Annotated in this window: 22 protein-coding genes; 9 read left to right on the forward strand and 13 right to left on the reverse strand. The window is 42.7% G+C overall.

Annotated features, from left to right (window positions below; translation table 11 throughout):
* Nucleotides 1–79 precede the first annotated feature (79 nt).
* Nucleotides 80–1,390, forward strand: coding sequence for a cation:proton antiporter (locus tag ACM0OR_RS10180; RefSeq protein ID WP_190699724.1), 1,311 nt, complete (start codon nucleotides 80–82; stop codon nucleotides 1,388–1,390).
* 40 nt (nucleotides 1,391–1,430) lie between these two features.
* Here ACM0OR_RS10180 and ACM0OR_RS10185 read toward each other — a convergent pair whose 3' ends face one another.
* Nucleotides 1,431–2,834, reverse strand: a complete 1,404-nt coding sequence (locus tag ACM0OR_RS10185; protein WP_414576129.1) for a collagen-like protein — start codon at nucleotides 2,832–2,834, stop codon at nucleotides 1,431–1,433.
* Between the two features lie 134 nt (nucleotides 2,835–2,968).
* Nucleotides 2,969–4,045, reverse strand: a complete 1,077-nt coding sequence (acsF, locus tag ACM0OR_RS10190; protein WP_190699718.1) for a magnesium-protoporphyrin IX monomethyl ester (oxidative) cyclase — start codon at nucleotides 4,043–4,045, stop codon at nucleotides 2,969–2,971.
* Between the two features lie 777 nt (nucleotides 4,046–4,822).
* Here acsF and ACM0OR_RS10195 point away from each other — a divergent pair.
* On the forward strand, nucleotides 4,823–5,314 hold the full coding sequence (locus tag ACM0OR_RS10195; RefSeq protein ID WP_323265492.1) for a TM2 domain-containing protein: 492 nt from the start codon (nucleotides 4,823–4,825) through the stop codon (nucleotides 5,312–5,314).
* Here the strand turns inward: ACM0OR_RS10195 and ACM0OR_RS10200 are convergent.
* Together ACM0OR_RS10200 and ACM0OR_RS10205 are read right to left on the reverse strand one after the other, a co-directional pair.
* Nucleotides 5,311–5,925, reverse strand: coding sequence for a DUF2996 domain-containing protein (locus ACM0OR_RS10200; protein WP_414576130.1), 615 nt, complete (start codon nucleotides 5,923–5,925; stop codon nucleotides 5,311–5,313). The two genes, ACM0OR_RS10195 and ACM0OR_RS10200, sit on opposite strands and share 4 nt — an antisense overlap.
* A 288-nt stretch (nucleotides 5,926–6,213) precedes the next feature.
* On the reverse strand, nucleotides 6,214–6,831 hold the full coding sequence (locus ACM0OR_RS10205; protein WP_414576131.1) for a TetR/AcrR family transcriptional regulator: 618 nt from the start codon (nucleotides 6,829–6,831) through the stop codon (nucleotides 6,214–6,216).
* A 448-nt stretch (nucleotides 6,832–7,279) separates the two neighbouring features.
* Here ACM0OR_RS10205 and ACM0OR_RS10210 point away from each other — a divergent pair, with 448 nt between their 5' ends.
* The 4 genes from ACM0OR_RS10210 to ACM0OR_RS10225 all read left to right on the forward strand — a co-directional run bounded on the left by ACM0OR_RS10210 (nucleotide 7,280) and on the right by ACM0OR_RS10225 (nucleotide 11,198).
* On the forward strand, nucleotides 7,280–8,476 hold the full coding sequence (locus ACM0OR_RS10210) for an ABC exporter membrane fusion protein (protein WP_414576132.1): 1,197 nt from the start codon (nucleotides 7,280–7,282) through the stop codon (nucleotides 8,474–8,476).
* A 67-nt stretch (nucleotides 8,477–8,543) separates the two neighbouring features.
* Nucleotides 8,544–9,710: an ABC transporter permease DevC gene (gene devC / locus ACM0OR_RS10215; protein ID WP_414576147.1), complete on the forward strand. Its 1,167-nt coding sequence runs from the start codon at nucleotides 8,544–8,546 to the stop codon at nucleotides 9,708–9,710.
* Nucleotides 9,711–9,834: 124 nt separating this feature from the next.
* Nucleotides 9,835–10,530, forward strand: coding sequence for a DevA family ABC transporter ATP-binding protein (locus ACM0OR_RS10220; protein WP_414576148.1), 696 nt, complete (start codon nucleotides 9,835–9,837; stop codon nucleotides 10,528–10,530).
* Between the two features lie 230 nt (nucleotides 10,531–10,760).
* Nucleotides 10,761–11,198, forward strand: a complete 438-nt coding sequence (locus ACM0OR_RS10225) for a DUF3592 domain-containing protein (protein WP_414576133.1) — start codon at nucleotides 10,761–10,763, stop codon at nucleotides 11,196–11,198.
* Between the two features lie 121 nt (nucleotides 11,199–11,319).
* Here ACM0OR_RS10225 and mutL read toward each other — a convergent pair whose 3' ends face one another.
* Nucleotides 11,320–13,080 carry a DNA mismatch repair endonuclease MutL gene (mutL, locus tag ACM0OR_RS10230; RefSeq protein ID WP_414576134.1) on the reverse strand — a complete coding sequence of 587 codons (1,761 nt, stop codon included), beginning with the start codon at nucleotides 13,078–13,080 and terminating at the stop codon, nucleotides 11,320–11,322.
* Nucleotides 13,081–13,216: 136 nt separating this feature from the next.
* On the reverse strand, nucleotides 13,217–14,200 hold the full coding sequence (locus tag ACM0OR_RS10235) for a folate-binding protein (RefSeq protein ID WP_323265404.1): 984 nt from the start codon (nucleotides 14,198–14,200) through the stop codon (nucleotides 13,217–13,219).
* A gap of 131 nt (nucleotides 14,201–14,331) precedes the next feature.
* On the opposite strand from ACM0OR_RS10235, the gene ACM0OR_RS10240 reads away from it, so the two are divergent.
* Together ACM0OR_RS10240 and ACM0OR_RS10245 are read left to right on the forward strand one after the other, a co-directional pair.
* Nucleotides 14,332–14,538 (forward strand): type II toxin-antitoxin system HicB family antitoxin, encoded by a 207-nt coding sequence (locus ACM0OR_RS10240; protein ID WP_323265403.1) that lies wholly within the window; start codon nucleotides 14,332–14,334, stop codon nucleotides 14,536–14,538.
* Nucleotides 14,528–14,749, forward strand: coding sequence for a type II toxin-antitoxin system HicA family toxin (locus ACM0OR_RS10245; protein ID WP_323265402.1), 222 nt, complete (start codon nucleotides 14,528–14,530; stop codon nucleotides 14,747–14,749). Before ACM0OR_RS10240 ends, ACM0OR_RS10245 begins: the two co-directional genes overlap by 11 nt.
* A 33-nt stretch (nucleotides 14,750–14,782) precedes the next feature.
* Here ACM0OR_RS10245 and ACM0OR_RS10250 read toward each other — a convergent pair whose 3' ends face one another.
* Nucleotides 14,783–15,229 (reverse strand): hypothetical protein, encoded by a 447-nt coding sequence (locus ACM0OR_RS10250; RefSeq protein WP_414576135.1) that lies wholly within the window; start codon nucleotides 15,227–15,229, stop codon nucleotides 14,783–14,785.
* Between the two features lie 43 nt (nucleotides 15,230–15,272).
* Complete coding sequence (locus ACM0OR_RS10255) at nucleotides 15,273–15,758, reverse strand: hypothetical protein (protein WP_323265400.1); 486 nt, start codon at nucleotides 15,756–15,758, stop codon at nucleotides 15,273–15,275.
* 167 nt (nucleotides 15,759–15,925) lie between these two features.
* Between ACM0OR_RS10255 and ACM0OR_RS10260 the strand changes: the two genes are divergently transcribed.
* Complete coding sequence (locus tag ACM0OR_RS10260) at nucleotides 15,926–17,848, forward strand: protein kinase domain-containing protein (RefSeq protein ID WP_414576136.1); 1,923 nt, start codon at nucleotides 15,926–15,928, stop codon at nucleotides 17,846–17,848.
* Nucleotides 17,849–17,991: 143 nt separating this feature from the next.
* Here the strand turns inward: ACM0OR_RS10260 and ACM0OR_RS10265 are convergent, their stop codons facing one another.
* From ACM0OR_RS10265 to ndhL, 5 genes are all read right to left on the reverse strand, one after another.
* The gene (locus ACM0OR_RS10265; protein ID WP_190699679.1) at nucleotides 17,992–18,639 is read right to left on the reverse strand and encodes a heterocyst differentiation related protein; all 648 of its coding nucleotides are present in this window, start codon (nucleotides 18,637–18,639) and stop codon (nucleotides 17,992–17,994) included.
* Nucleotides 18,640–18,881: 242 nt separating this feature from the next.
* Entirely contained in the window at nucleotides 18,882–19,685 is an 804-nt protein-coding gene (trpA, locus tag ACM0OR_RS10270; RefSeq protein WP_414576137.1) for a tryptophan synthase subunit alpha, read from the reverse strand.
* Nucleotides 19,686–19,716: 31 nt separating this feature from the next.
* Nucleotides 19,717–19,971, reverse strand: coding sequence for a hypothetical protein (locus ACM0OR_RS10275; protein ID WP_414576138.1), 255 nt, complete (start codon nucleotides 19,969–19,971; stop codon nucleotides 19,717–19,719).
* A gap of 115 nt (nucleotides 19,972–20,086) precedes the next feature.
* Nucleotides 20,087–20,392: a DUF3007 family protein gene (locus ACM0OR_RS10280; RefSeq protein WP_414576139.1), complete on the reverse strand. Its 306-nt coding sequence runs from the start codon at nucleotides 20,390–20,392 to the stop codon at nucleotides 20,087–20,089.
* Between the two features lie 24 nt (nucleotides 20,393–20,416).
* Nucleotides 20,417–20,629 (reverse strand): NAD(P)H-quinone oxidoreductase subunit L, encoded by a 213-nt coding sequence (ndhL, locus tag ACM0OR_RS10285; RefSeq protein WP_414576141.1) that lies wholly within the window; start codon nucleotides 20,627–20,629, stop codon nucleotides 20,417–20,419.
* Nucleotides 20,630–21,641: the final 1,012 nt, after the last annotated feature.

A 21,641-nucleotide genomic window follows, 5' to 3' on the forward strand; every position in this document is an offset into this window, starting at 1 on the left:
CTATCTATAGATATTTTATACAAACAGGCGATCGCAACTAAACTGTCGAAGCAAACTTTAATTTTTTATACATATTTACATGGTAGATATTTACATTCTTGACCTACTGATTATTGGTCTACTGTTACTAGTAGTAACACTAGGTTCAGGTTGGATTACACGCTTACCACTTTCTTTCGCATTGATATATCTATTGATGGGTATGTTTTTAGGTTCTGAAGGCTTAGGAATGATCCCACTGAGAGAAAATAATGTATTTAATGCCAAAGTTTTGGAAAGATTAACAGAATTTGTCGTCATCATCTCTGTATTTAGCTGTGGCTTAAAAATCATTCATCCTATGCGCTTACGAGTGTGGAATATCACAGCGCGGCTGATTGGGTTCTTAATGCCGATTTCTATCTTGGGATTGGCAATTGTTGGGCGATTATTTTTAGGGATGAATTGGGGAGAAGGGATATTATTAGGAGCAATTCTTGCACCCACTGACCCCGTATTAGCTTCAGAAGTACAACTAACAGATACTAACGATAGAGATGAGTTACGCTTTGGTTTAACCTCTGAAGGAGGCTTGAATGATGCTTTGGCTTTTCCCTTTGTTTATTTTGGGATTTATGCCATTCAAGATAATAATTGGCATAACTGGTTGAAAGATTGGTTAGTGATTGATTTAATTTGGGCTATTACCGCCGCTATTGTGATGGGTTTTCTAGTAGCTAAAGTTATAGTTTTGGTTGACCAAAAAATTCAAAAAAAGCGTTCTGCTGATGCCCTGATGGAAGATTTTATTGCTATTAGTGCAATTTTGATCACCTATTCTTTAACGGAAATCATCAATGGCTATGGATTTTTGGCAGTATTTGTAGCTGGTTTGATTATCCAAGATAGTTACAGAAATCCTGACAAGCCAATGGCACAATTAGAATTTATTGAACGACTAGAACGATTATTGGAAGTAGGGACAATTTTATTATTGGGGTCAATATTATTATGGCAACCAATGCTTAATTATGCCTCTCAATCTGTAATAGTTATAGTCTTCTTATTTTTAGTTATTCGACCTGTAGGTGCTTGGATTAGTACAATTGGTCAACGTCCTTTACGCTCCCATCGCCGTAGTTTTCACCCTGCAACCCGGTTGCTATTTGGTTGGTTTGGTATTCGTGGCGTAGGCTCTTTATATTATCTTGCCTATGCGTTTAGTCATGGACTAAAAGGAGAAGTTATTGAACAGATTTCTTGGATAACTTACACTACCATTGTAGCGTCTGTAGTTCTACATGGTATTTCTGCTACGCCCTTAATGAATTGGTATGAACATCAGGTAGCGACAAAAATATCAGTTTCTCACACTACCATGAGCGAATTAGAAGATAATTCTCAAAATTAGATATTCCCCTTAATACAGAATCTGTACAGTCATGATTTATTTACTTTTGAATTTTTATCGGCTTACGGATAGCACTCTGCCATTTAATAGTTTGCTTGGCAGAACGTTCTCCCAAGGAACGAGTTGCGACAACTTCAATATCCACGTTGACACCAGGACGTAAATTTTCTCTGTTGATTTTCAATTTACCCAAAGCTAAGATAAAACGGTTGTAATCGCGGGTGATAAGCTCGGCGGGGATGTCTCCTTCGTATTGAGTTTGGTAGTCAAAGAACCCAGAATTATTATCCTTTACCCGGAATTTAACGCGAAATTGCGTCTCAATTACATCAGACTTAGCTGCTAAATCCACTATTTTTAAATTGAGGTTTTCACCTGCATCGGCAAATTCTGATACTGCTAACCTGGTGACATCTTTTTTCAAAATGGCATGATTAACGGTAAACTTCGTCAAGTCAGCTTCGTTGCTACTGCTACCCTCAACCCAAACATCATCAGGAAAATTCACTTCTACTTGCTTACTATCATTTAAACTTACTGTCACCGCTTGATTGCCAAAGCTAGCAATGGGTTGTCTTTCTCGCCAAACCAATTGAAAAACAGTCTCTAAACGTTGCTCAAATTCTCGATACTCATCAGCAATTATAGAACCAGGAGCTAGTAGAGATGCCGCACCCTGGCGGAGATTCCACTTATGTTTTGAGAGGTTTAGCTGTTTATTTGCAAGTTCAGATATTGGTAGGCTGATACTGGGTGATTCTTCTGGCAAGGTTTGCTGACTGTTAACAATACTCAAAATACCTAACTTGCCTTTTTTCCCGTCACTGCCAGCACTACCAGCACTTCCGTCTCTGCCGTTGTAACATCTATAGCGTTTCTTTGTACATTTATAATTATCCGTACCAGGAGTTCCTGTACAGGTTTCTATTTCCCAACTGCGCCGCCGACACCGACAACCAGCTACGCCACGTCCACCCCGTCCCCCACGTCCACTGTCACCAGGATTTGCACGCACGAGGATTTTTTGTAAATCTGCCAAATTTGTATAATAAACGGTGAGATTACCGCCGTTTCCGCCGTCTCCTCCTCTCCCACCATTCCCACCATTAACACCATGAGGTGCTGTAATATCTCGGTTGGGATTGCGTTCTTGGTGAGGACAGCGAGACCGAGAACCGCTTCCTCCATCTTCCCCATCTTCCCCATCTTGGCCCGATAGGTCAAGATTGACGGCTGAACCATTAGCTAAAACAGTTTGGTTGTCACCGTCACGGCCATTTCTACCCTGTTGCCCACTAATACCGTTGTAACTACTTTTACCATAATCCTCGTATCGCTCATCAGCTACTGCTGGGCAGAAAATTGAGCCGGAAGCAGGTAACAAGCTGCTAAATAGGCAGAATGTTAATAGTAGTAGTAGCTTACTCCTCAGACCTTTTTGCATTGGGGGAAATCTCAGGGGTTTTAATGAAAAAGACGTTGATATTTACTAATTTGCTCCCAATTTATACTTTACTAGAAGAACCCCGACTTCTTGAAGAAATCGGGGTTCTGGTTTTGTAGCTATACTTTTATAAATTAACGCGCTGCGCCTTGGGCAGTAACAGCGTCAATGGGTTTCATCAAGTACAGTTTGAGTAACTGCCAACCACTGGAGATGAATAGTGGTAGCTTCTGGAAGAATTGCAGGAATTTAGGAGAGTTAGAGTTAGCGATCGCACTCAATTTTTCGCTATTCTGGATACAAATATCCAAACGTTCGTAAAACTCTGGGTTATCTACATCTAGAATCACTGGGAAGACTCTACCTGCTGTTTCGTTGGTCTGCTTAATGACATGGATGTCGTATTCCCGTGCATCTAAACCAAGGGTGGCGTAGAAATCTTTACGTTGAATATCGTTGAGATACATCGTGGCAAACACTGACAACAGGAAGAAGCGACTCCACAGTTTCGCCTTCCAATCATTCAGCATTTGGGGCTGAGATTTCATGATCGCATCAAAGAAATCACCATGACGGTTTTCATCCTGACACCAGTTTTCAAAGAACCGGAAAATCGGATAAATTCTGTCTTCAGGATGTGCTTCTAAGTGGCGATAAATGGTGATATAACGCCAGTAACCAATCTTTTCTGAAAGATAGGTAGCGTAGAAAATAAATTTTGGTTTAAAGAAGGTGTAATTGCGGCTCTTTGTTAAAAACCCTAAGTCCAGAGACAGGTTAAAGTCAGACATCGCTTTGTTCAAAAAGCCTGCATGACGTGCTTCATCCCGTGACATCAGGTTAAAACACTCTGCCAAAACAGGGCTTTTATCCTTCAAACGGCGACCGAGTTCTTTGTAAAGCAAAAAGCCGGAGAATTCTGCCGTACAAGACCGTTCGAGAAATTCCACGAACAAGCGGCGAGTATCCCCGTCAATGTGATCCCAGGATTGTTCAAACTCGGCATCCCGAACGAAGTGATGGCGGTTATAGTCTGTGCGGAATTCTTCCAGAATGGCTAGTAACTCGTCTTCGTTGACGGAGATATCCATCCGCGCCATCTCATCAAAGTCAGTGGTGTAAAACCGGGGTGTTAATAGAGTTTCTTTTGCCGGGACTTTAATCCCCGGACGGATTTCTTCAAAGCCTGGCTTTTTTAGGGAATCTACCATGTCCAAATTGCTCTTTTGTCTTGATTATCTTTGAGTACACCCAACAAAAGCAAAATTTATGCTCTCACAAGGCGCAGCAGCCGACAATAATTAATTTGTATAAATTTCAGTCTACCAAGGTGTAGAGGTAAACTGGTAGGGAAAACGTTAAGAGTTGCAACAATAGTTCAAGATTTACCGAATTGAGTAGTCAGTATGGGGCATAGAGACTAAGGGAGACCAGGAAAAGAAACACTATCGACTACTGACTATTATTTAATTGTTAAAATTTTTAGAAAAGCTATAAAAGCAACAGGCCAATCAATGAGTAATCATTTGAATAAGCTGCAACTAGGCTGGGAGCGATTGCAAAAAGCAGATCATGACCCAGAATTATTGGGTTACGCGCTGGTCAGTTTTCATGGCGCGTTGGAAGATTATTTTCGTTACTGGTTGGCTAATAACAATTCCCTTGATTTAGCGCAACGAGAAAGGGTGCAAAACCTGCAACAAGTCCAATGGAAGGAGTTGCTTGACCTGATGCAACAGTATCGCGGTTTGAGCGCAGATGACTGTCGTCGCATCCTCAACGCTAACAGGCTACGTCAAGAAGTTGCTCACGGTAATCGCTTTCAAGGTACACGCGCTGATGTGGAAGTCTATGGACAATTTGTACAACAACTGATTTCTGCTCCTGCGTCTGATGGTTACGCACGACCCAATACACACCAGAGTGGTTCAGAAATATCTCAAGTATTTGATACATTGACAACTGAGGTTAATCGTTTAGATCGTCAGATTAATCCTACAGGTAATAATCGGTTGCCTATTTCTTATATCTTGTGTGGGTTAGGTTTTGTCTTCCCGATAGGAGGCTTACACCGTTTATATAATGGCAAAGTTGGTACAGGCTTGTTGTGGTTGTGTACTTTTGGATTATTTTATGTCGGGCAGTTTGTCGATTTGTTTCTCCTACCCGGAATGGTGGAAGAATATAAACAAAATTTACGCGCTCAAGCTGGTGTCTCTTCCTTTGGTGTACCACTAAATCAACCAGTAGTTGCTTCCCAAGTTCATCCCCCCAAAGGGAATGAATTGATGATTAGACTCATTGAGGTGGCGGAAAGTAGAGGTGGTAGTTTGACTGTAACTCAAGGTGTGAAAGCTACGGGTGCTAGCTTTGCGGCAGTCGAAACTGCTCTGAAAGAAATGTTTAAATCAGGTTATGTAAAGATAGACAACGACCCCGTTTCTGGGGCCGTCACCTACTATTTCCACGAACTTAACTAATTTCTCCCTAGCCACTTCTGACCGTTTAAGCGATACACTAAACGAGTTACCAACAATTCCAGTGTAATTTTACGCTCATCGATTAAGAATGATTCCAGGGTGCTGGGCTTTCTGCCTTCGTTGCAAGAAAAGCCTTTTTTCCCTTGGATATTTTCATCGGGGAAGTACACGTTAAACTGACGCTGGCCGTTTTGCCAACTACCAATAACTTGCCAGCATTCTTCGGCTGATTGAAAGCCAGCAATGGGGAGCTTTTGTTTGGCAAAAGATAATTGTATATCTTCTACTCCTTCTGCTGCGATCGCTTTTTGCAACGCCGGTAAGTAATCTTGCTCCATAAACTCGACAAAAGGCTTGTCTTCTACGGCTGGGGCTTTTTCTTTCTTGGCGGCGGCGGGTTTAGCGGCTGCGGGTTTTTCTTCCAGGGTAGCAGCATTGGGGTTAGTTTTTGGATTAGCTGCTTTGGGGTCTGGCGCATTGGCAGTAGGAATATCTGTCGCTACTGGTTCGCTGGTGCTGGGAGCGTTTGCTTCTGCGACAGTGGTGGACTTTTGGTCAACAGTGCTGGGAACTACCTCTCCCGCTTGATTTTGATTGGTTTCGTCTGCCATTACTCAGGTCAATCCTTTATCTAGCTTTTCGAGCGTCGCTCACCTTTAAGTAGTAAGTTATCTTCATTTTGGCATAGTAGAGATAGTCAGACTAATTCGTAATTCGTAATTCGTAATTCGTAATTTTAATCTCAGTACGTTTAGTTATTAATGAATAATACTTAATTGTCCAAATTTTTGCTGTTTTGGATAGATAATTTTGAATTGATTGGTACTATTTATTGAGTGATTTATTATTTTTAATGTTTTATTTTACCTCGATTTGTTCAATCTACCTCAATCGTGACTTTATTCAGCACAGTTGACAATCAAATGAGTTAAGGCATCAATCAGGCGATCGCTTTCCATTGGCATAATATCTTTACCGTGCATAATCTCTTGGGTGATGACAAAATGCACCAATGAACCAATCAAAATCCTCGCAGTGGCTTCTGGATCTGGGATTTTGAGTTCTGCACGAGATGCTAGGTATTTACTAATTGTTTCTATCGCTGGTTTGGCAATGCTCCCAATAAAAACCTGCGCTAACTCTGGAAACCGCGCCGACTCCCCCATCAACAGACGCTCAAATGATTGGTATTCTTGGTCATTTACCATCTGATCTAAGGCGGTTTTGGCTAACCCCCGTAGCACTATATAAGGTTCTCCATGCAAAGGTTGTGTTCCCAAAATCAACTGAAACCGCTTTCTGGCTAATTTTTCGATTAAGGCTCTAAAAAGTCCTTCCTTATCTTGAAAGTGGCTGTAAACCGTGGCTTTGGAAACTCCCGCCGCCTCTGCTACTTTATCCATACTCGTAGCAGCATAACCATTTGCTAAAAATTGCTGCATCGCTCCTTGCAGAATTTTCTCAACTTTATCGGTAGAATTTGAGCGTTCAGCATCCCCAGTTTTTGGGCGTACCATATTTGAATAATTCCTTTTTGGTGGCGATCGCGTAGCGGCTCTTAGAGGGAATCGCTTGACTAAACTAGTCAGTTTAGTATAATCACATTATAAGACTACACCGTTTAGTTTTGTATATCTCAGTTCAGATATTGAACAGGCGTTGAACGTATAAGAGTAGCTGTATTAATTATCAGGGACAGTTGACAGGTGACAGGCGATAGGTGACAGGTGATAGGTGACAGGTGACAGGTGATAGGTGATAGGTGATAGGTGACAGGTGACTAAGTGGGGATTCATATTTTTACTCTCTACTCTTTACTCAGTACGCTGCTAAAAGTCCCGCTACGGAACTCGCTACTCATTACTCAGCACTCACCACTCAGCACTCAGCACTCACTACTCACCACTCTTCATAAAAATTCGATTTGAGACAGCAAATTGGGAATTGCTACAAAGGTATGCGATTGTGCAAAATTCAAAGCTAGACCGTTCAATTTCTCCTCAATCGATTTTACGTCCAGCCATTTTTTTAGCAATTTTTGTGTCTTTTGCAGTTATAGGAGTCAGTGTTTATACAACATTAAAAATAAGGGAAGCATCTAATCAAAAGGTACAAGCATCAACCACATTATTACCAGAGCTAAAAACAGTAACTGCTTTAGGACGAATTGAACCCAAGGGGAAAGTTATTCAACTCTCTGCGACTACATCTAGTGAAGGAAGTCGGGTAGAGCAACTTTTAGTAAAAGAGGGGGATAGAGTAAAAGCCGGACAGGTAATTGCAATTTTAGATAGCCGAGATAAATTAGAAGCTGCATTAAAAGAAACTCAGGAACAGGTAAAAGTCGCGCAAGCCAACCTCAACCGCACCAAAGCAGGAGCGAAAAGGGGAGAAGTTGCTGCTCAACAAGCTATCATAGCCCGTCTACGAGCCGAAGGGAAAGGGGATATAGCTGCTCAGGCTGCTACTGTAGCGCGATTACAAGCTGAAGTACAAAATGCCGAGATAGAAAATCAACGTTATCAATCACTGTATCAGCAAGGGGCAATTTCTGCTTCCCAGAGTGATAGCCAGCGATTGCAGCTAGAAACCGCCCAGAAAAACCTACAAGAAGGCCAAGCACAGTTACAGCGTCTGCAAATTAGTGGTCAGCAAAAACTTCAAGAAGCCAAAGCTATCTTAGAGCAAATTACCGAGGTGCGGGGTGTAGATGTCGTAGCCGTCCAAGCTGAAGTCAATCGTGCTTTAGCAGCAGTAAATCAAGCCCAAGTTAATCTTACCCAAGCTTACGTGCGATCGCCCCAAGATGGACAAGTATTTGAAATTCACAGTCGCCCTGGGGAATTAGTCTCCAATAATGGCATTGCTGAAATTGGCCAGACTAACCAAATGTACGTCATCGCCGAAGTCTACGAAAGTGACATCAGCAGAGTCAAACCAGGCCAGCAAGTGCGAGTCATCGGTGATTATCTACCCATAGAAATGCAGGGAATAGTTGAACGCAAGGGCTTACAGATACGGCGGCAAAACGTAGTTAATACAGACCCTACCAGCAATATTGACAACCGAGTTGTAGAAGTCCAAATCCGCCTAAATTCTGCCTCTAGTCAAAAAGCTGCCGATTTAACAAATATGCAAGTCAAAGCAGTAATTGAGTTGTAAGGCACAAGGTAGACGAAGGAGAATTTTTTACCTATTTCCCAGTCAACAGTTCCCAATCAACAAAATGATGTTTCAACAACTGCGACGGCGGACACCTTTAGGTTGGCTGCAATTAAGTCATGAGAAAAGTCGGCTGTTAGTAGCATTGTCAGGTATTGCCTTTGCGGACTTGTTGATGTTTATGCAGTTGGGATTTCAAGCGGCGTTGTATGACAGTAACACTCAACTACATCGCAGTTTACAAGCCGATATTATTGTCATCGGTTCACAAACCCGTAACCTGCAACGCATCTCTACTTTTTCTCGACGGCGACTATATCAAGCAATGGATGTACCGGGGATAAAATCAGCAGAGGCTATGTATGTGAGTAACATGGTGTGGAAGAATCCCCAAACCCGCCGTGATACAGAGATTTTAGTGATTGGTATTCATCCAGACAAGCCGGCTGTGAATTTCCCTGGAGTTAACCAAAAACTCTCAGAAATCAAGTTGCCAGATACAGTCTTATTCGACCGTGCAGCCAGAGGAGATTATCAACAAACTATCGCCCAATTAGAACAAGGGCAAACCGTTAAGACAGAATTAGAACGGCGCACAATTGCCATTACTGGTTTATTTAAATTAGGAGCTTCCTTTGGGGCTGATGGTACGCTAATTACTAGCAATCAAAATTTCTTGCGCTTCTTTCCTCGTCAACAGGCTTCTAGTGTCAGTTTGGGTTTGATTCAGTTACAGCCAGGGGTAAATAGCCAACAAGTAAAAGACGCATTACAAGCACGTTTATCACGAGATGTCAAGGTGCTGACCCATCAAGAATTTATTGAATTTGAAAATGACTTTTGGCGTACCAACTCCCCAATAGGGTTCATTTTTAGCATTGGGGTGTCAATGGGTTTTGTAGTTGGTGTGATTATTGTCTATCAAGTCTTATCTACAGATGTTAATACTCATCTGAGAGAATACGCCACCTTCAAAGCCATAGGATATCGCCATTATTACTTGCTAAGTGTGATCTTGGAAGAAGCTGTAATTTTAGCATTATTAGGTTTTGTCCCAGGGGTAGCAGTATCTTTAGGACTGTACCAATTAACCCGTAGTGCTACTAACTTACCCATCTACATGACTCTGATCCGAGCATTGCAGGTATTGATACTAACTATGATTATGTGTGCAATTTCTGGAGCGATCGCTACTCGTAAACTCCAAGCTGCCGACCCCGCAGATATGTTTTAGACAAGGAAGCCAAGGTAGATTTTTCTTAGCACTCACCACTCAGCACGGGCTAAACGCCCCGCTACCGCTAACACAACCGGCTAAACGCCGCGCTACCGCTAACAGCACTCAGCACTCCCTAACCATGTTCACAGTCATTTCTATTCGGAATCTTGACCACTACTTTGGTCAGGGTTCACTACGTAAGCAAGTTTTATTGAATATCAACTTAGAAATTAATAAAGGTGAAATTGTGATTTTGACTGGGCCTTCTGGTTCTGGTAAAACTACATTACTGAACTTAGTTGGTGGATTACGTTCTGCTCAGTCTGGGAGTTTACGAGTGTTGAGTAGAGAACTCTGTGGTGCGGATGCGGAAAAATTAGTGCAGGCGCGACGCAATAACGGCTATATTTTTCAATCCGATAACTTACACGGCAGTTTAACAGCACTCCAAAATGTCAAAATTGGTTTAGAGTTGCACCAGCACATTGAACTGGAAGATATACAAACTCGTGCAGTGCAGATTTTAGAACAGGTAGGGTTAGGAAGTCGCCTACATTATTATCCCAGACAACTATCTGGAGGGCAAAAACAACGAGTGGCGATCGCTCGTGCTTTAGTCAGCCATCCCCAAATTGTCTTAGCAGATGAACCCACCGCCGCCTTAGATAGCCAGTCAGGTAGAGATGTCGTTAACCTCATGCAAAAACTCGCCAAAGAACAAGGCTGTACCATCTTAATGGTGACTCATGACAACCGCATTCTCGATATCGCCGATCGCACCGTACAGATGGAAGACGGCAAATTAGTCAATGGAACTCTAGCCAAAACTAGCTAAGAGTGCATATTCTCCGCCCCTCTGCGTTTAAAATTCCCCCATGTCTTCACATACTCGTCGTATTTTTGTAATATTCCTGCCATAACTCTCTGCCATACTTGATAGTGTATTTGGTTACAAAATGCTTTTTTTGGGTTACAAGGTAGGTTCTTCCTGCCTTTTTTTATGGGCAAATTCCGAAATAGGATTTTCTGAAGAGGAGGTATAAATTACTGACATATTAAAATCCTATGGATGATACCAATTTCCTTCGGTTATTCGGTTCTATCTTCGCTGGTATTGGCAGTATATTTGCTGTTATTGGCATAATAATTGGATTAAATACTCGTTCCTTTGTCGCCACCTCTGTAAAAACCTCAGGAACAGTCATTGATTTGATACGACGTTCAAAAGTCTATTACCCAGTAGTAAAATTTACCCCATCGTCTGGCGACCCTACAACATTTGAAGCTAACTCAGGCAGCAACCCACCAGCCTTTAAAAAGGATCAGCAAGTAGAAGTGCTATATCATCCTCAAGAGCCAAATTCTGCCAGGATTAGTTCCTGGCTAGATTTATGGTTTTTACCTGTGATGTTTACTGCTATGGGGTCACTTTTTGTCTTGATTGGAGGAATTGCATTAATCAATTCGTTTCCTCAATTATTGAGACTATGGCGTGATAAGTGAGTTGTGAGTGCTGAGTAATGAGTAATGAGTAATGAGTAATGAGTAATGAGTAATGAGTAATGAGTAATGAGTGCTGTTAGCGGTAGCGCGGCGTTTAGTCGGTGCTGAGTGGTGAGTGCTTTTAAATACCGTGACTCTTGCCAATTACCCAGTGACGACGAAAAAATCGGGATAAAGCCGACTCATCTAATGATAAATAAATCGGGCGACCGTGGGGGCAGGTGCGGGGGTTGCGGGTGCGTTGCCAATCATCTAGTAACTTCTGCATTTCTGGTAAACTCATCGGTGTACCGTTACGGATGGCACTACGACAGGCGACGGCTACTTGGGCTGTTTCTAAGTCTCCTCCCCAACTCAGTTCTAAAATTGCGTCAGCGCAATCTTCTCGTTGCTGTAAGATGGCGGGAAGGTTACGCACTGCCCAAATTTGTTCACCAAAGGGTTCAATATCTAAACCGATGCGTTGCAATTGGGCAAGTTGCGCTAGTGATAATTGATGAAGAATGATTGGCGGTTCGACAGGAAGGAGTTGCCAGTTATCACACAATTGTTCATACAAAACCCGTTCATGGGCAATGTGCTGTTCTACTAACCACATTCCCCCAGGATGTTCAGCCACGATGTAGGTATTGCTGACTTGGGCGACAGCTTTTAAGGAGTGCTGAGTGCTGAGTTGTGTTAGCGGTAGCGGGGCGTTTAGCCCGTTGGGAGTGGGGTTGACGTTGTAATTGCCTTTTTCTTCTGCGGTTTTGAGTAGTTGACTGACTCTGGTTGTGTGGACGGATTCTTTGATATTTGCAGCACTAATACGCAGTGCTTGGTTAATGGCTTGAGTGATTTGTTCTTGCCAATAAGTTAACTCGTTGAGGTAAATTTCGGTTTTGGCTGGGTTGCGATTCCAGTTGATTTGGTCGGGGGAAATGACAAGATGGAGAAAACAGATCGGATAGCGATCGCGTGGTAATGTTCTATGAAATGCTCCTAATATTGTCTGTTCTAATTCCGGTGACTTGACTATTCTCCCGTTAATCGCTACCCGCACCCAGTCGGGACGATGGCGATGACATCTATCTGGTAAGCCTACTACTAGGGTGAGTGCTGTTAGCGGTAGCGGGGAGTGCTGAGTGCTGAGTGCTGAGTGGGGAGTAGGGAGTGCTGAGTGAGGAGTGCTGAGTGCTGAGTTTTCTGGGTTGGGGATTTCTAGTGTTAATTCTTGTAAGTCGCCTTGTCGCACTTGTGATAATAGTTGGGGTATGAGTTGCCCTACTGTAGAAGCTGGAGAGATGGTGAACCATGCTCGGTCATTTTGTGACACTTGCCAAGTAACTTGAGGATGACAAAGGGCGATGTTGTAAATTGTGGCTTGGACAGCTTTCATTTGCTGTGCTGTTGGCGGTAAACCATGACGACGCGCCACGCAATTGGCAAATAAATTGGAGACTGTCACTACTGTACCAGGAGCAATCGCTGTCGCCTCAACCTGAATAGCTTTTCCCCCATCACCATAGACAACCCGCCATCCTACATTCCCATTGCTAGAACGGCTGAAAATCTCCAAATCTGCCAGCGTTGTTAAACTGTGTAACGCTTCACCCCGAAATCCCAGACTGTGAATTTTCCACAAATCGTCACTAGAATGAATTTTACTAGTGCTGTGAGTTGCTGCGGCTTGTTGCAAATCATCCAAGTCCATACCGCAACCATTATCTGTCACCCGGATACGCCACTGCTGCGGCCATAGTGCAACTACAATTCTCGTCGCACCAGCATCTAAGGAATTTTCCACCAATTCCCGCACCACAGCAGCGAAACAGTCGATGACTTCACCTGCTGTAATTAGATATACGACTTCTTGAGGTAAAGCTTGAATAGTAGATGGCATTTGGGGAACTGAGGACAAATCAAGTCAAAAGTCAAAATTAATTAAATAACTCCTGGGGATTAGGGACTGGGGATAGTAGTAGGGTAGGTATGAATTGCGTCTTTACTGTTCCCTGTCACCTGTCACCTGTTCCCTTTTATGGATATTCGTGAGAAACAAATGGGATGGATACTATTTCACCCTCGGCGTTTCCTACTTGCACTTTCAAACCCACACCACCAGCTTTGCTTTTAATGTAACCGAGTCCAAAGTAACCATCAGCAGTTTCGGTATAACTGGTGAGTTTACCAACTTTGTCCTCTCCCAGAGTAATAGTATCTCCTATGGTGGCTGGACTGTTAAGTTTAATCCCCCACAGATATTGTTTAACACCTTTATATGTATTTAATCGGGCAATGGTTTCCTGTCCGATATAGCAACCTTTATTAAAAGAAATAGCCTGCCATAAGCCGACTTCTAAAGGATTAAAATCATCTGTGAGTTCTGCTTCTGGGGTTGGTCTGCCTTGTAATATACGTAAATGTTCCCAACCGCGATCGCTTAATTCTACCGCCCCTAAGTCTAAAATTTGCTGCCATACCGTTTCTTTTACAGACACAGGCAAAATCAATGTGTAACCAGGGGAAGCCAAACCACTACCGACTGCAATGATGATCCCATCATCCACTGTCATATGATTGCCGTAGGGTTGACCGATAATTGCCCCAGCACCAAGTTTTTCTATTACTGCGTCACTTCCTGCACCGATGAGACTAAAAGTTGCAGTTTCCGCCGTTACATCAGTTAATTGCACCTTATCGGCAAAGAAGATATAACGATCTAACCATTGAATTAAAAACTCACGCCTGTTAGGTGACACTAAAAGTAACACGGCATCATCGAGAACATAAGCACTCACTAAATCAATCGTGCGGGCAGTGGATGTTACCATCACCGTCTCACAGCCTTGTCCTGGCTTGAGACTTTGGAAATCATTCGTACTTTGATTGTGTAAAAATCGCAGACGGTCATCATCAGAAACACGGATGCGTCCCCAAAAAGAGCGATCGCATACAGCAACCCCTGCGGTTGCGGCTTGGATAGCGGCTGCGTCTTTACCGTCAAGTGCAGATGTTGGCATGGTAGTCAATAGTTGCCCTGTTTCAATGTTTTCGCATTGGTAATATTAGCAAATTCATGTTTGTAGGTTCAATGCGTCTTTGAATTTCTCAAGGCATATAATCAAAGAAAAAGTGCAGAGGATCAAAACTTATGAAACAAACTTTTACTGCAAGTATATGGCAAGAAGGTGACTGGTTTGTAGCACAGTGCTTAGAGATTGATATTGCTAGCCAGGGCGAAACTGAAACTGAGGCCTTGTCTAATCTGGAGGAAGCTGTATCGCTGCATTTTGAGCCACCAGTTGCTACTATTACTCCTCAAATTAAAACTATTCAGGTGGAAATAGGTGTCGCTTAAACCATTACCTTATCGTGAAGTGAAGCGTAAATTAAAAGCTGCTGGCTTTGAGGAAGTTAGTCAAAAAGGTAGTCACGTCAAGTTTATCAAATCTATCGATGAAGGAACTCGTACTGCTATAGTGCCTCGTCATCGAGAAATCACTATTGGTACATTGGGCAGTATTTTACGTCAAGCTGGGATAAGTGTTGAAGAGTTTGAAAATTTGTAAATGCGATCGCTCTTTTGATGATTGTAATAATTACTAGCTTGACAGAGTTTTGAAAATAACTTCACGACTAACAATTTCTGTATTTTCACCTTCTTTAATAGCTGTTGCTAAAGCTATATCTTCCATAATCTCTGCCATTAAATCAGACATAACTTCTTTCTGTTCTTGAATAACTTCAACAATCGCTTTTTTTAGGATTTCTTTCAGCTTAATTTCATCTTCCGAGTGAATATGTCGTGTTAAAAATTGAGCCGTTGATTCAAGCACGCGTTCAGAAAATAATTTAGATAAATCTTGCCGCAAACTCTTCCCAATGTAAAATTTGAGTAATCCCTCAATTGACATATCTCGATTAGCTGCAACTTTTTTGAGAGATTCCAATGTTTCCTTTGGTATCTTTATTGATACTGTTTCCGTTTCACGGGGTTTTAAATGTAGTTCCAATTCTTCATCAGGCTTGTTCATATAGTTTTCTTTCATTGGATTAGGCGAGACAGGCAAAAATTATACAATCAGCACTTAATTACCTAGGTAAATTTGCAAACGCCTGCTCAACTAACTCCTTAGTTTTTACTTCTAAAATTTGCCAATCAACTTCACCAAATTCATCAATTAAACTAGTATCAATATCAACATTGTCACTCTCTGGAGTGTAATTAATAAAACACACTTGATAACATAATTCCCACAAATCAATACTGACATTTTGGTCTTGACGTTGCAAACACAAGTGATATCCTGGATGGGGCATCGGCAACCTTGCAAGTCTTTCTCTAATGGCATCTGCCTGTTCTAAAGTTGCAGATTCCATTTCTTGCAGCAGCTGAGTTACCAAAGCTTTTGTCTCATCAGTGGTGTTAGCCGGCCAAATCAGCACATCTTGGTAAGTTCCTTTCCAAGTCGATTCATCCAACTGCTTGCGAAGGTTGTCAACAACGCGAATAAAAGCCGGTTGCATGAGGAGTTCGGCCTGCTGCCATGTGGCTTGGTCTGTTATTCTAGGTGGCATCGGTAATTAATAAAGGCACTAAAAGAAAAATTGACAGTCTGTGTTTATTAAAAGGATTGCGTATTAAGTTCAAATCTTTTATCAAGATAGCGGATTTCACTGCCAAAAATTTGGAGATATTAATTACCATCGGGAAATTCTAGGTGATAACTGTGGGGAGGGATTTTATGATAGGCAAGTTACTGGACCATCGTTACCAAGTCGTTCGAGTCTTAGCTATAGGAGGATTTGGTCAAACCTACATAGCCCAAGATACCCGCAGGCCTGGTAATCCGATATGCGTTGTTAAGCACCTCAAACCCTCCAGTTCTGACCCTAGAATTTTTGAAACTGCCAAGCGTCTCTTCAACAGTGAGGCTGAAACTTTAGAAAGGCTGGGTAATCATGACCAGATACCCCGTTTATTGGCTTATTTCGACGAAAAGCAAGAATTTTATTTAGTTCAAGAATATATCGAAGGACATACCCTCACAGAAGAACTCATCCCTGGTAAGCGTTGGAGTGAAAGCCAAGTTATTCAACTGTTGCAGGATGCTTTAAGGATTTTGGAGTTTGTTCACCAGCAAGGGGTGATTCACCGTGATATCAAGCCGGATAATATTATTCGTCGCACCTCAGATAATAAGTTAGTTTTAGTAGACTTCGGCGCAGTTAAGCAATTACGTACACAGATGGTAACAGTTGGTGGACAACCCACTGCTACCGTCGCTATTGGTACTCCTGGTTATATGCCAACAGAACAAGGGCAAGGTAAACCCCGTCCCAATAGTGATATGTATTCTCTGGGGATTATTGCCCTTCAAGCTTTGACAGGACTACCAGCCGCCGAGTTACAAGATGACCCCAATACAGGGGAAATCCTCTGGCAGCATTTAGTTAACGTTAACTACCGCCTAGCAGAAGTGTTAACTAAGATGGTACGTTATCACTTCAAAGACCGCTACCAATCGGCAACAGAAGCACTAGAAGCTTGTCAAAATGCAATTAATCCTGTGGTTGTAGCTGTGTCTTCTTCAGCCCAAAAATCCATCAATAGCTCTAATTATCAGCCGAATGTAGCCGCATCTCGGTTATCTCGACAGCAAACTGTAGCTGTTGCGCCAGCCAACCCCGTTAAGGCTAAACCGTCTCGCCAAGACTCCCCCAAATCTGACCCTTGGCCGTTATTAATTGGGTTGTTATTGGCTGGTGGTGCGGCGGCTGTGGTAGCTAATGTTTATCCAAATGTCAGAAATTTAGCAGGTAATTTTTTGGGTAATGATTCGGCTGCTACGGATAAATGTTTGGCGGTGGTGGCTGGTAATTCTAATATTCGTTCTGAACCGAGTTCGATTAACTCGGATAACGTCTTAAAAACAATTGGTGAAAATAGCAAATTTGAAGTGACTGGTACACGCACTAAACGGGGTTGGGTTGAAGTCAAACTTAATTCGCGTCGTTCAGCATGGGCGCACTCAGATGTAATTATTAATAATCAAGAATGGACTTCTTGCCTACGTGACAAAGGCATTGCCATTAAAACAGTCAACGATAATACATTAATTGCTGCTATACCTGTTCCCCAAGCCAAACCAAAATCTAATATAGTAACTACCCCATCACCAAAACCAGAAGGTTTTCTCCGTTCTACTCCAGCACCGTCTCAAGAAGATAGCACCAAGATTGTTGCCAAGGCTAGACAAAAGTATGAATCAGGTGATTTAATAGGGGCGATCGCTACACTCAGATCCATTCCTGCTAATGCCTCTGCTGGCATTAAAGAGACAACCGCCATGATTAAGCAATGGCAACAAGATTGGGAAAAAGCGGACGCACTATTTAAAGATATCAATCAGGCAATAGATAATGGTCAATGGGATACAGTTTTAGACTACCAAAAACATCCTGAAAAACTACCTAATATTAAATACTGGCGAAATAAAATAGAGCCACTGTTGAAACAAGCAGCCGAAAACGTAGCGAAACAAGTAGTTCCCCCAAGCAATAATCAAGATAGTCAAAATCAGTCTCAGTCTGAACCGTTACAGACTGAAGAACCCGCTACATCAGAGATTATCAGCCCTGAAGAGCTGCCTCAGAATGGGTATTAGGGACTGGGAACTAGAAATTTTAGATTTTAGATTTTAGATTTTAGATTTTAGATTGAATAATCTAAAATCCACTCATTGAAAAGCTGGGGACTTGTGGAAGACAGATAGAAATTCCTCCTTGTCCCTTCAGCCTCTCTGTCGTCCTAAATCATTTCATCATATTCATGGGCTTCTACGCGCCTAGCATCCATCCCACCTGGGGGTAAAAATTCGGCACGACGCACGGGGACTAAAGGCTGTGTATTGCCTTGGTAGGGGTGAATTACTTGTACTGTCCTAGTGGGACGTGCGCGTGGTGTGAATAAAGATAATACGCCAGCGACTACAACACCACCGCCAATGGTAAGAGTCGCACCCCCAGCCGCCCAAACGATGGGTGAAGACCACCAAGGGGATTCAGCTTGGAATGCTGCTGTTGCCACCCTTTGGCTATTTTGCTGCGCTTGTTGTAGTTGTTGGTTGTTGTAGTTTTGGAATTGGGACTGTTGGTTTTGCAGGTCTGCTCTCAGTCGTTCGTTGTCGCTTTTTAGGCGTTCAAAATCCATTTTTAGCCGTTCAAGTTCTACTCGCTGTTCTGTACTAGGAGCAACAGGTGGCTGATTGGGGTATTGTGCTTGCCCGTAGGGTGGGTAATAGGTTGGGGGTTGAATAGGTTGGGGTGCTACTATAGTACCTGGGATTTGGGGGCTAAGAGCAAAGTTAGCCTGTGAAGCACTTGTCCCCCTGAGTAATAAAAGAGCGGCCAGTCCAGCTACAGCGACACCGCCAATAAATGCCATACTCTCACTCATCGCCTTTTAACCTCAACTGCGATGTAACTATAAAAACTTTTGACTGACTCACTCTCACACTCATAATCTTTATAAGCCTACTTAATTTCACATAATACCCAAATCATAAGCTACTGTATCATTTGGTTTTTTTTACAGCCTAGTATGCCAATGTTAATATTCAAAACCATAAATGTTGAATTGTCCACCAGATTAGGGTAAAAAAACGGCCTTGTTATACTTTTTAATCTAGTTTATCTTGATCAACAAGATGTTTTGATAGCTGCTTTAAGATTTTGACAAAATTGGGCGATCGCACTTAGTCCCTGTTCTGGTGTACCTTCGGCTAAACGCTGGACAAAAGCACTACCCACAATGATTGCATCTGCTCCCCAGGCTTTGACCTGGGTTGCTTGTTCGGGTTGAGAAATACCAAAGCCGACACCAATGGGTTTATCGGTAAAACGCCGAATTTCTGGTAATAAATCAGATGCGCGGATTTCCATCTGCGATCGCATCCCTGTGACCCCTGTGACACTCACCAAATAGATAAACCCTTGGGAAGCTTGAGAAATTGCCTCTATTCTGTCTACAGAGCTAGTAGGCGCGATTAACAAGGTTAAATCAATCCCCCGTTCACTTGCTGGTTTTAGCAGTCCTGCTGCTTCTTCTAGAGGTAAATCAGGTACTACCAACCCAGCCACCCCAGCCGCCGCTATTTGCTCTAAAAACTTGTCAATTCCCCTGTGTAGGATGGGGTTGTAGTAGGTAAATAAAATAATCGGTGCTTGCAAACTAGGCGTAGTGGCTTGCAACATTTCTAGGACAGCTTCTAATTTTGTCCCCTTTTGCAAAGCGCGGGTAGCGGCGGCTTGAATCACTGGCCCATCCGCGAGAGGATCAGAATAGGGAACACCCAATTCAATAAAATCAGCCCCACTGGAATCTAAAATCTTTAACGCTGCGGCGGTGGTGGCTAAATCTGGATCACCGGCAGTAATAAACGGAATCAGAGCGCACTCTTGATTCCGCTTGAGGGTTTGAAAGCGATCGGCAATAACGGTCATTAATTAGTCGTCAGTTCTCAGTGGTCAGTAGTCAATAGTAACAAACAACTGACCACCGGAAAATGGAGTGAGTGCTGAGTGCTGAGTGCTGAGTGTGGAGTGTGGAGTGCTGAGTGCTGAGTGCTGAGTGTGGAGTGTGGAGTGTGGAGTGCTGAGTGCTGAGTGCTGAGTGCTGAGTGCTGAGTGTGGAGTGCTGAGTGTGGAGTGCTGAGTGCTGAGTGTGGAGTGCTGAGTGCTGAGTGCTGAGTGCTGAGTGCTGAGTGTGGAGCAATAGACCTCTTAACATAAGTTCAAGTTGTGTCGGAGTGTATCGACGGTTAGTGATTTATGGTTTGGACGTTTGTACAAAGTCTTAATATTGACTTACCCCACTTCATAAGTCATAACTCAGCACTCATAACTCACTCAGCACTCTCTTGTTCAATCTCCGCTTGAATTTTCGCTAATTCTTCGGGAGAGAGTTCATCTAGTCGTTTTTGAAAAAAGGCTTCCTCATACTGCTCTCGTTGTTGATGGTAGGTCATTTTTTTCCCCCCTGCGCGTAAGGCATAGGTAGCTACCCAGCCAATCAAGCCAACGACTAGCAAGGCTTGACTCCATATCCCCGCTAGTTGATTATCAATACCCACTAGCTGTAAACCCAGATATGCCAAGCCGCCAGCTATGAAAATGCCAAAACCAATGCCAATCGCGTCAATCCGTCGCATGAGAGTTATGACCTACCAATCTTGTTAAACTTCAATTTTCCGTGGTTTAGGACGCAGATTCACAAACGGCGACAAAACCAAAAGTCCTGGGAAGAAGAGGAACACCAGGAAATACATAAAGGTACGCTCTATTGAGCTAACCACATACCAGCGTTGCTTCATGTAGATCATCAAAGCCACGGGGACAACTAACAAATAAGCTCCGGCTAGAGCCAGATATAGGAGGGGTAAAATCATAAACTCTTTGTTTGGTGCATCTGTATTTCCATCATAGGCTGAATATTAAGCCTAAAGAAACCATAACTATTGGGCTTTTAAATGAATCTTGCAAAAATTCCTGATTATTGCTGATCAAAATGCTGAAATCATGCTACAATGGCAAAGGTAGTAAAACAGTGGTAATTTTGTTAAACAAGATTGGAAATGCTAAATCTAATTAGCAGCAGGGTAGCATAAGCAACTCGACGCTAAAAAGAGCAACTAGCTCTGAAAAGATAAAATTTCTATCTGGTTGGACAAAAAACACATTTAATGCTGAAATAGATGAGGAGGTATTTGCTACCTCTGAAAAATAACTAGCTCCCAACTAAGTGGGGGGGTGTGGCGGAATGGTAGACGCTACGGACTTAAATTAAATTGAGCCTTAAAGGAGAAATCCTTGAAGTGGATGCTCTCAAACTCAGGGAAACCTAAATCTGGTGACAGACAAGGCAATCCTGAGCCAAGCCGAAGAAGTAGTGAGTGCTAAGTCACGAGTGAATATTAGCTTGTAGGTCTTAAGTTTCAACTCTTAACTAGTCGGAAGGTGCAGAGACTCGACGGGAGCTACCCTAACGTTAAGTCGAGGGTAAAGAGAGAGTCCAATTCTCAAAGCCAAGAGGCAGTAGCGAAAGCTGCGGGAGAATGAAAATCCGTTGACCTTAAACGGTCGTGTGGGTTCAAGTCCCTCCACCCCCATAAAAATAAAATTCACGAGTAGAGTGTGTTATGTTACTTTACCCATAACTTTACCGCAACGGCAAGCTTATGCTTCCAATAAAGGACGGCAAGGTTGTGATTCCAAACAAATTTCTCTTCGCGCAGCTTTAAGGGCAGCGCGAACTTGTTTGTCACGAAAACACCCTGGTTTAGCTAATAGCCTTGAAATAGTTGCCTCACTGGGATAAATACCTTCAGTGTGAACTTGTCTAACAGCTAGGGAAAACGCATCTTATTTACTAATAAAAATTAAGAGAGATTTCAAAATGAC

Origin of the sequence: Anabaena sp. CCY 9402-a (assembly GCF_963920945.1) — a bacterium.
Taxonomy (GTDB): domain Bacteria; phylum Cyanobacteriota; class Cyanobacteriia; order Cyanobacteriales; family Nostocaceae; genus Trichormus; species Trichormus minutissimus.

Excerpts from the sequence above, each read along its gene's own strand:
- ACM0OR_RS10205 (WP_414576131.1), bottom strand. The coding sequence starts at position 6,831 with ATGGTACGCCCAAAAACTGGGGATGCTGAACGCTCAAATTCTACCGAT.
- ACM0OR_RS10260 (WP_414576136.1), top strand. The coding sequence starts at position 15,926 with ATGATAGGCAAGTTACTGGACCATCGTTACCAAGTCGTTCGAGTCTTA.
- ACM0OR_RS10235 (WP_323265404.1), bottom strand. The coding sequence starts at position 14,200 with ATGCCAACATCTGCACTTGACGGTAAAGACGCAGCCGCTATCCAAGCC.
- ACM0OR_RS10220 (WP_414576148.1), top strand. The coding sequence starts at position 9,835 with ATGTTCACAGTCATTTCTATTCGGAATCTTGACCACTACTTTGGTCAG.
- ACM0OR_RS10180 (WP_190699724.1), top strand. The coding sequence starts at position 80 with ATGGTAGATATTTACATTCTTGACCTACTGATTATTGGTCTACTGTTA.
- ndhL (WP_414576141.1), bottom strand. The coding sequence starts at position 20,629 with ATGATTTTACCCCTCCTATATCTGGCTCTAGCCGGAGCTTATTTGTTA.
- ACM0OR_RS10275 (WP_414576138.1), bottom strand. The coding sequence starts at position 19,971 with ATGTTAAGAGGTCTATTGCTCCACACTCAGCACTCAGCACTCAGCACT.
- ACM0OR_RS10200 (WP_414576130.1), bottom strand. The coding sequence starts at position 5,925 with ATGGCAGACGAAACCAATCAAAATCAAGCGGGAGAGGTAGTTCCCAGC.
- ACM0OR_RS10265 (WP_190699679.1), bottom strand. The coding sequence starts at position 18,639 with ATGAGTGAGAGTATGGCATTTATTGGCGGTGTCGCTGTAGCTGGACTG.
- ACM0OR_RS10185 (WP_414576129.1), bottom strand. The coding sequence starts at position 2,834 with ATGCAAAAAGGTCTGAGGAGTAAGCTACTACTACTATTAACATTCTGC.
- mutL (WP_414576134.1), bottom strand. The coding sequence starts at position 13,080 with ATGCCATCTACTATTCAAGCTTTACCTCAAGAAGTCGTATATCTAATT.
- trpA (WP_414576137.1), bottom strand. The coding sequence starts at position 19,685 with ATGACCGTTATTGCCGATCGCTTTCAAACCCTCAAGCGGAATCAAGAG.
- ACM0OR_RS10255 (WP_323265400.1), bottom strand. The coding sequence starts at position 15,758 with ATGCCACCTAGAATAACAGACCAAGCCACATGGCAGCAGGCCGAACTC.
- acsF (WP_190699718.1), bottom strand. The coding sequence starts at position 4,045 with ATGGTAGATTCCCTAAAAAAGCCAGGCTTTGAAGAAATCCGTCCGGGG.
- ACM0OR_RS10250 (WP_414576135.1), bottom strand. The coding sequence starts at position 15,229 with ATGAAAGAAAACTATATGAACAAGCCTGATGAAGAATTGGAACTACAT.
- ACM0OR_RS10240 (WP_323265403.1), top strand. The coding sequence starts at position 14,332 with ATGAAACAAACTTTTACTGCAAGTATATGGCAAGAAGGTGACTGGTTT.
- ACM0OR_RS10225 (WP_414576133.1), top strand. The coding sequence starts at position 10,761 with ATGGATGATACCAATTTCCTTCGGTTATTCGGTTCTATCTTCGCTGGT.
- ACM0OR_RS10280 (WP_414576139.1), bottom strand. The coding sequence starts at position 20,392 with ATGCGACGGATTGACGCGATTGGCATTGGTTTTGGCATTTTCATAGCT.
- devC (WP_414576147.1), top strand. The coding sequence starts at position 8,544 with ATGTTTCAACAACTGCGACGGCGGACACCTTTAGGTTGGCTGCAATTA.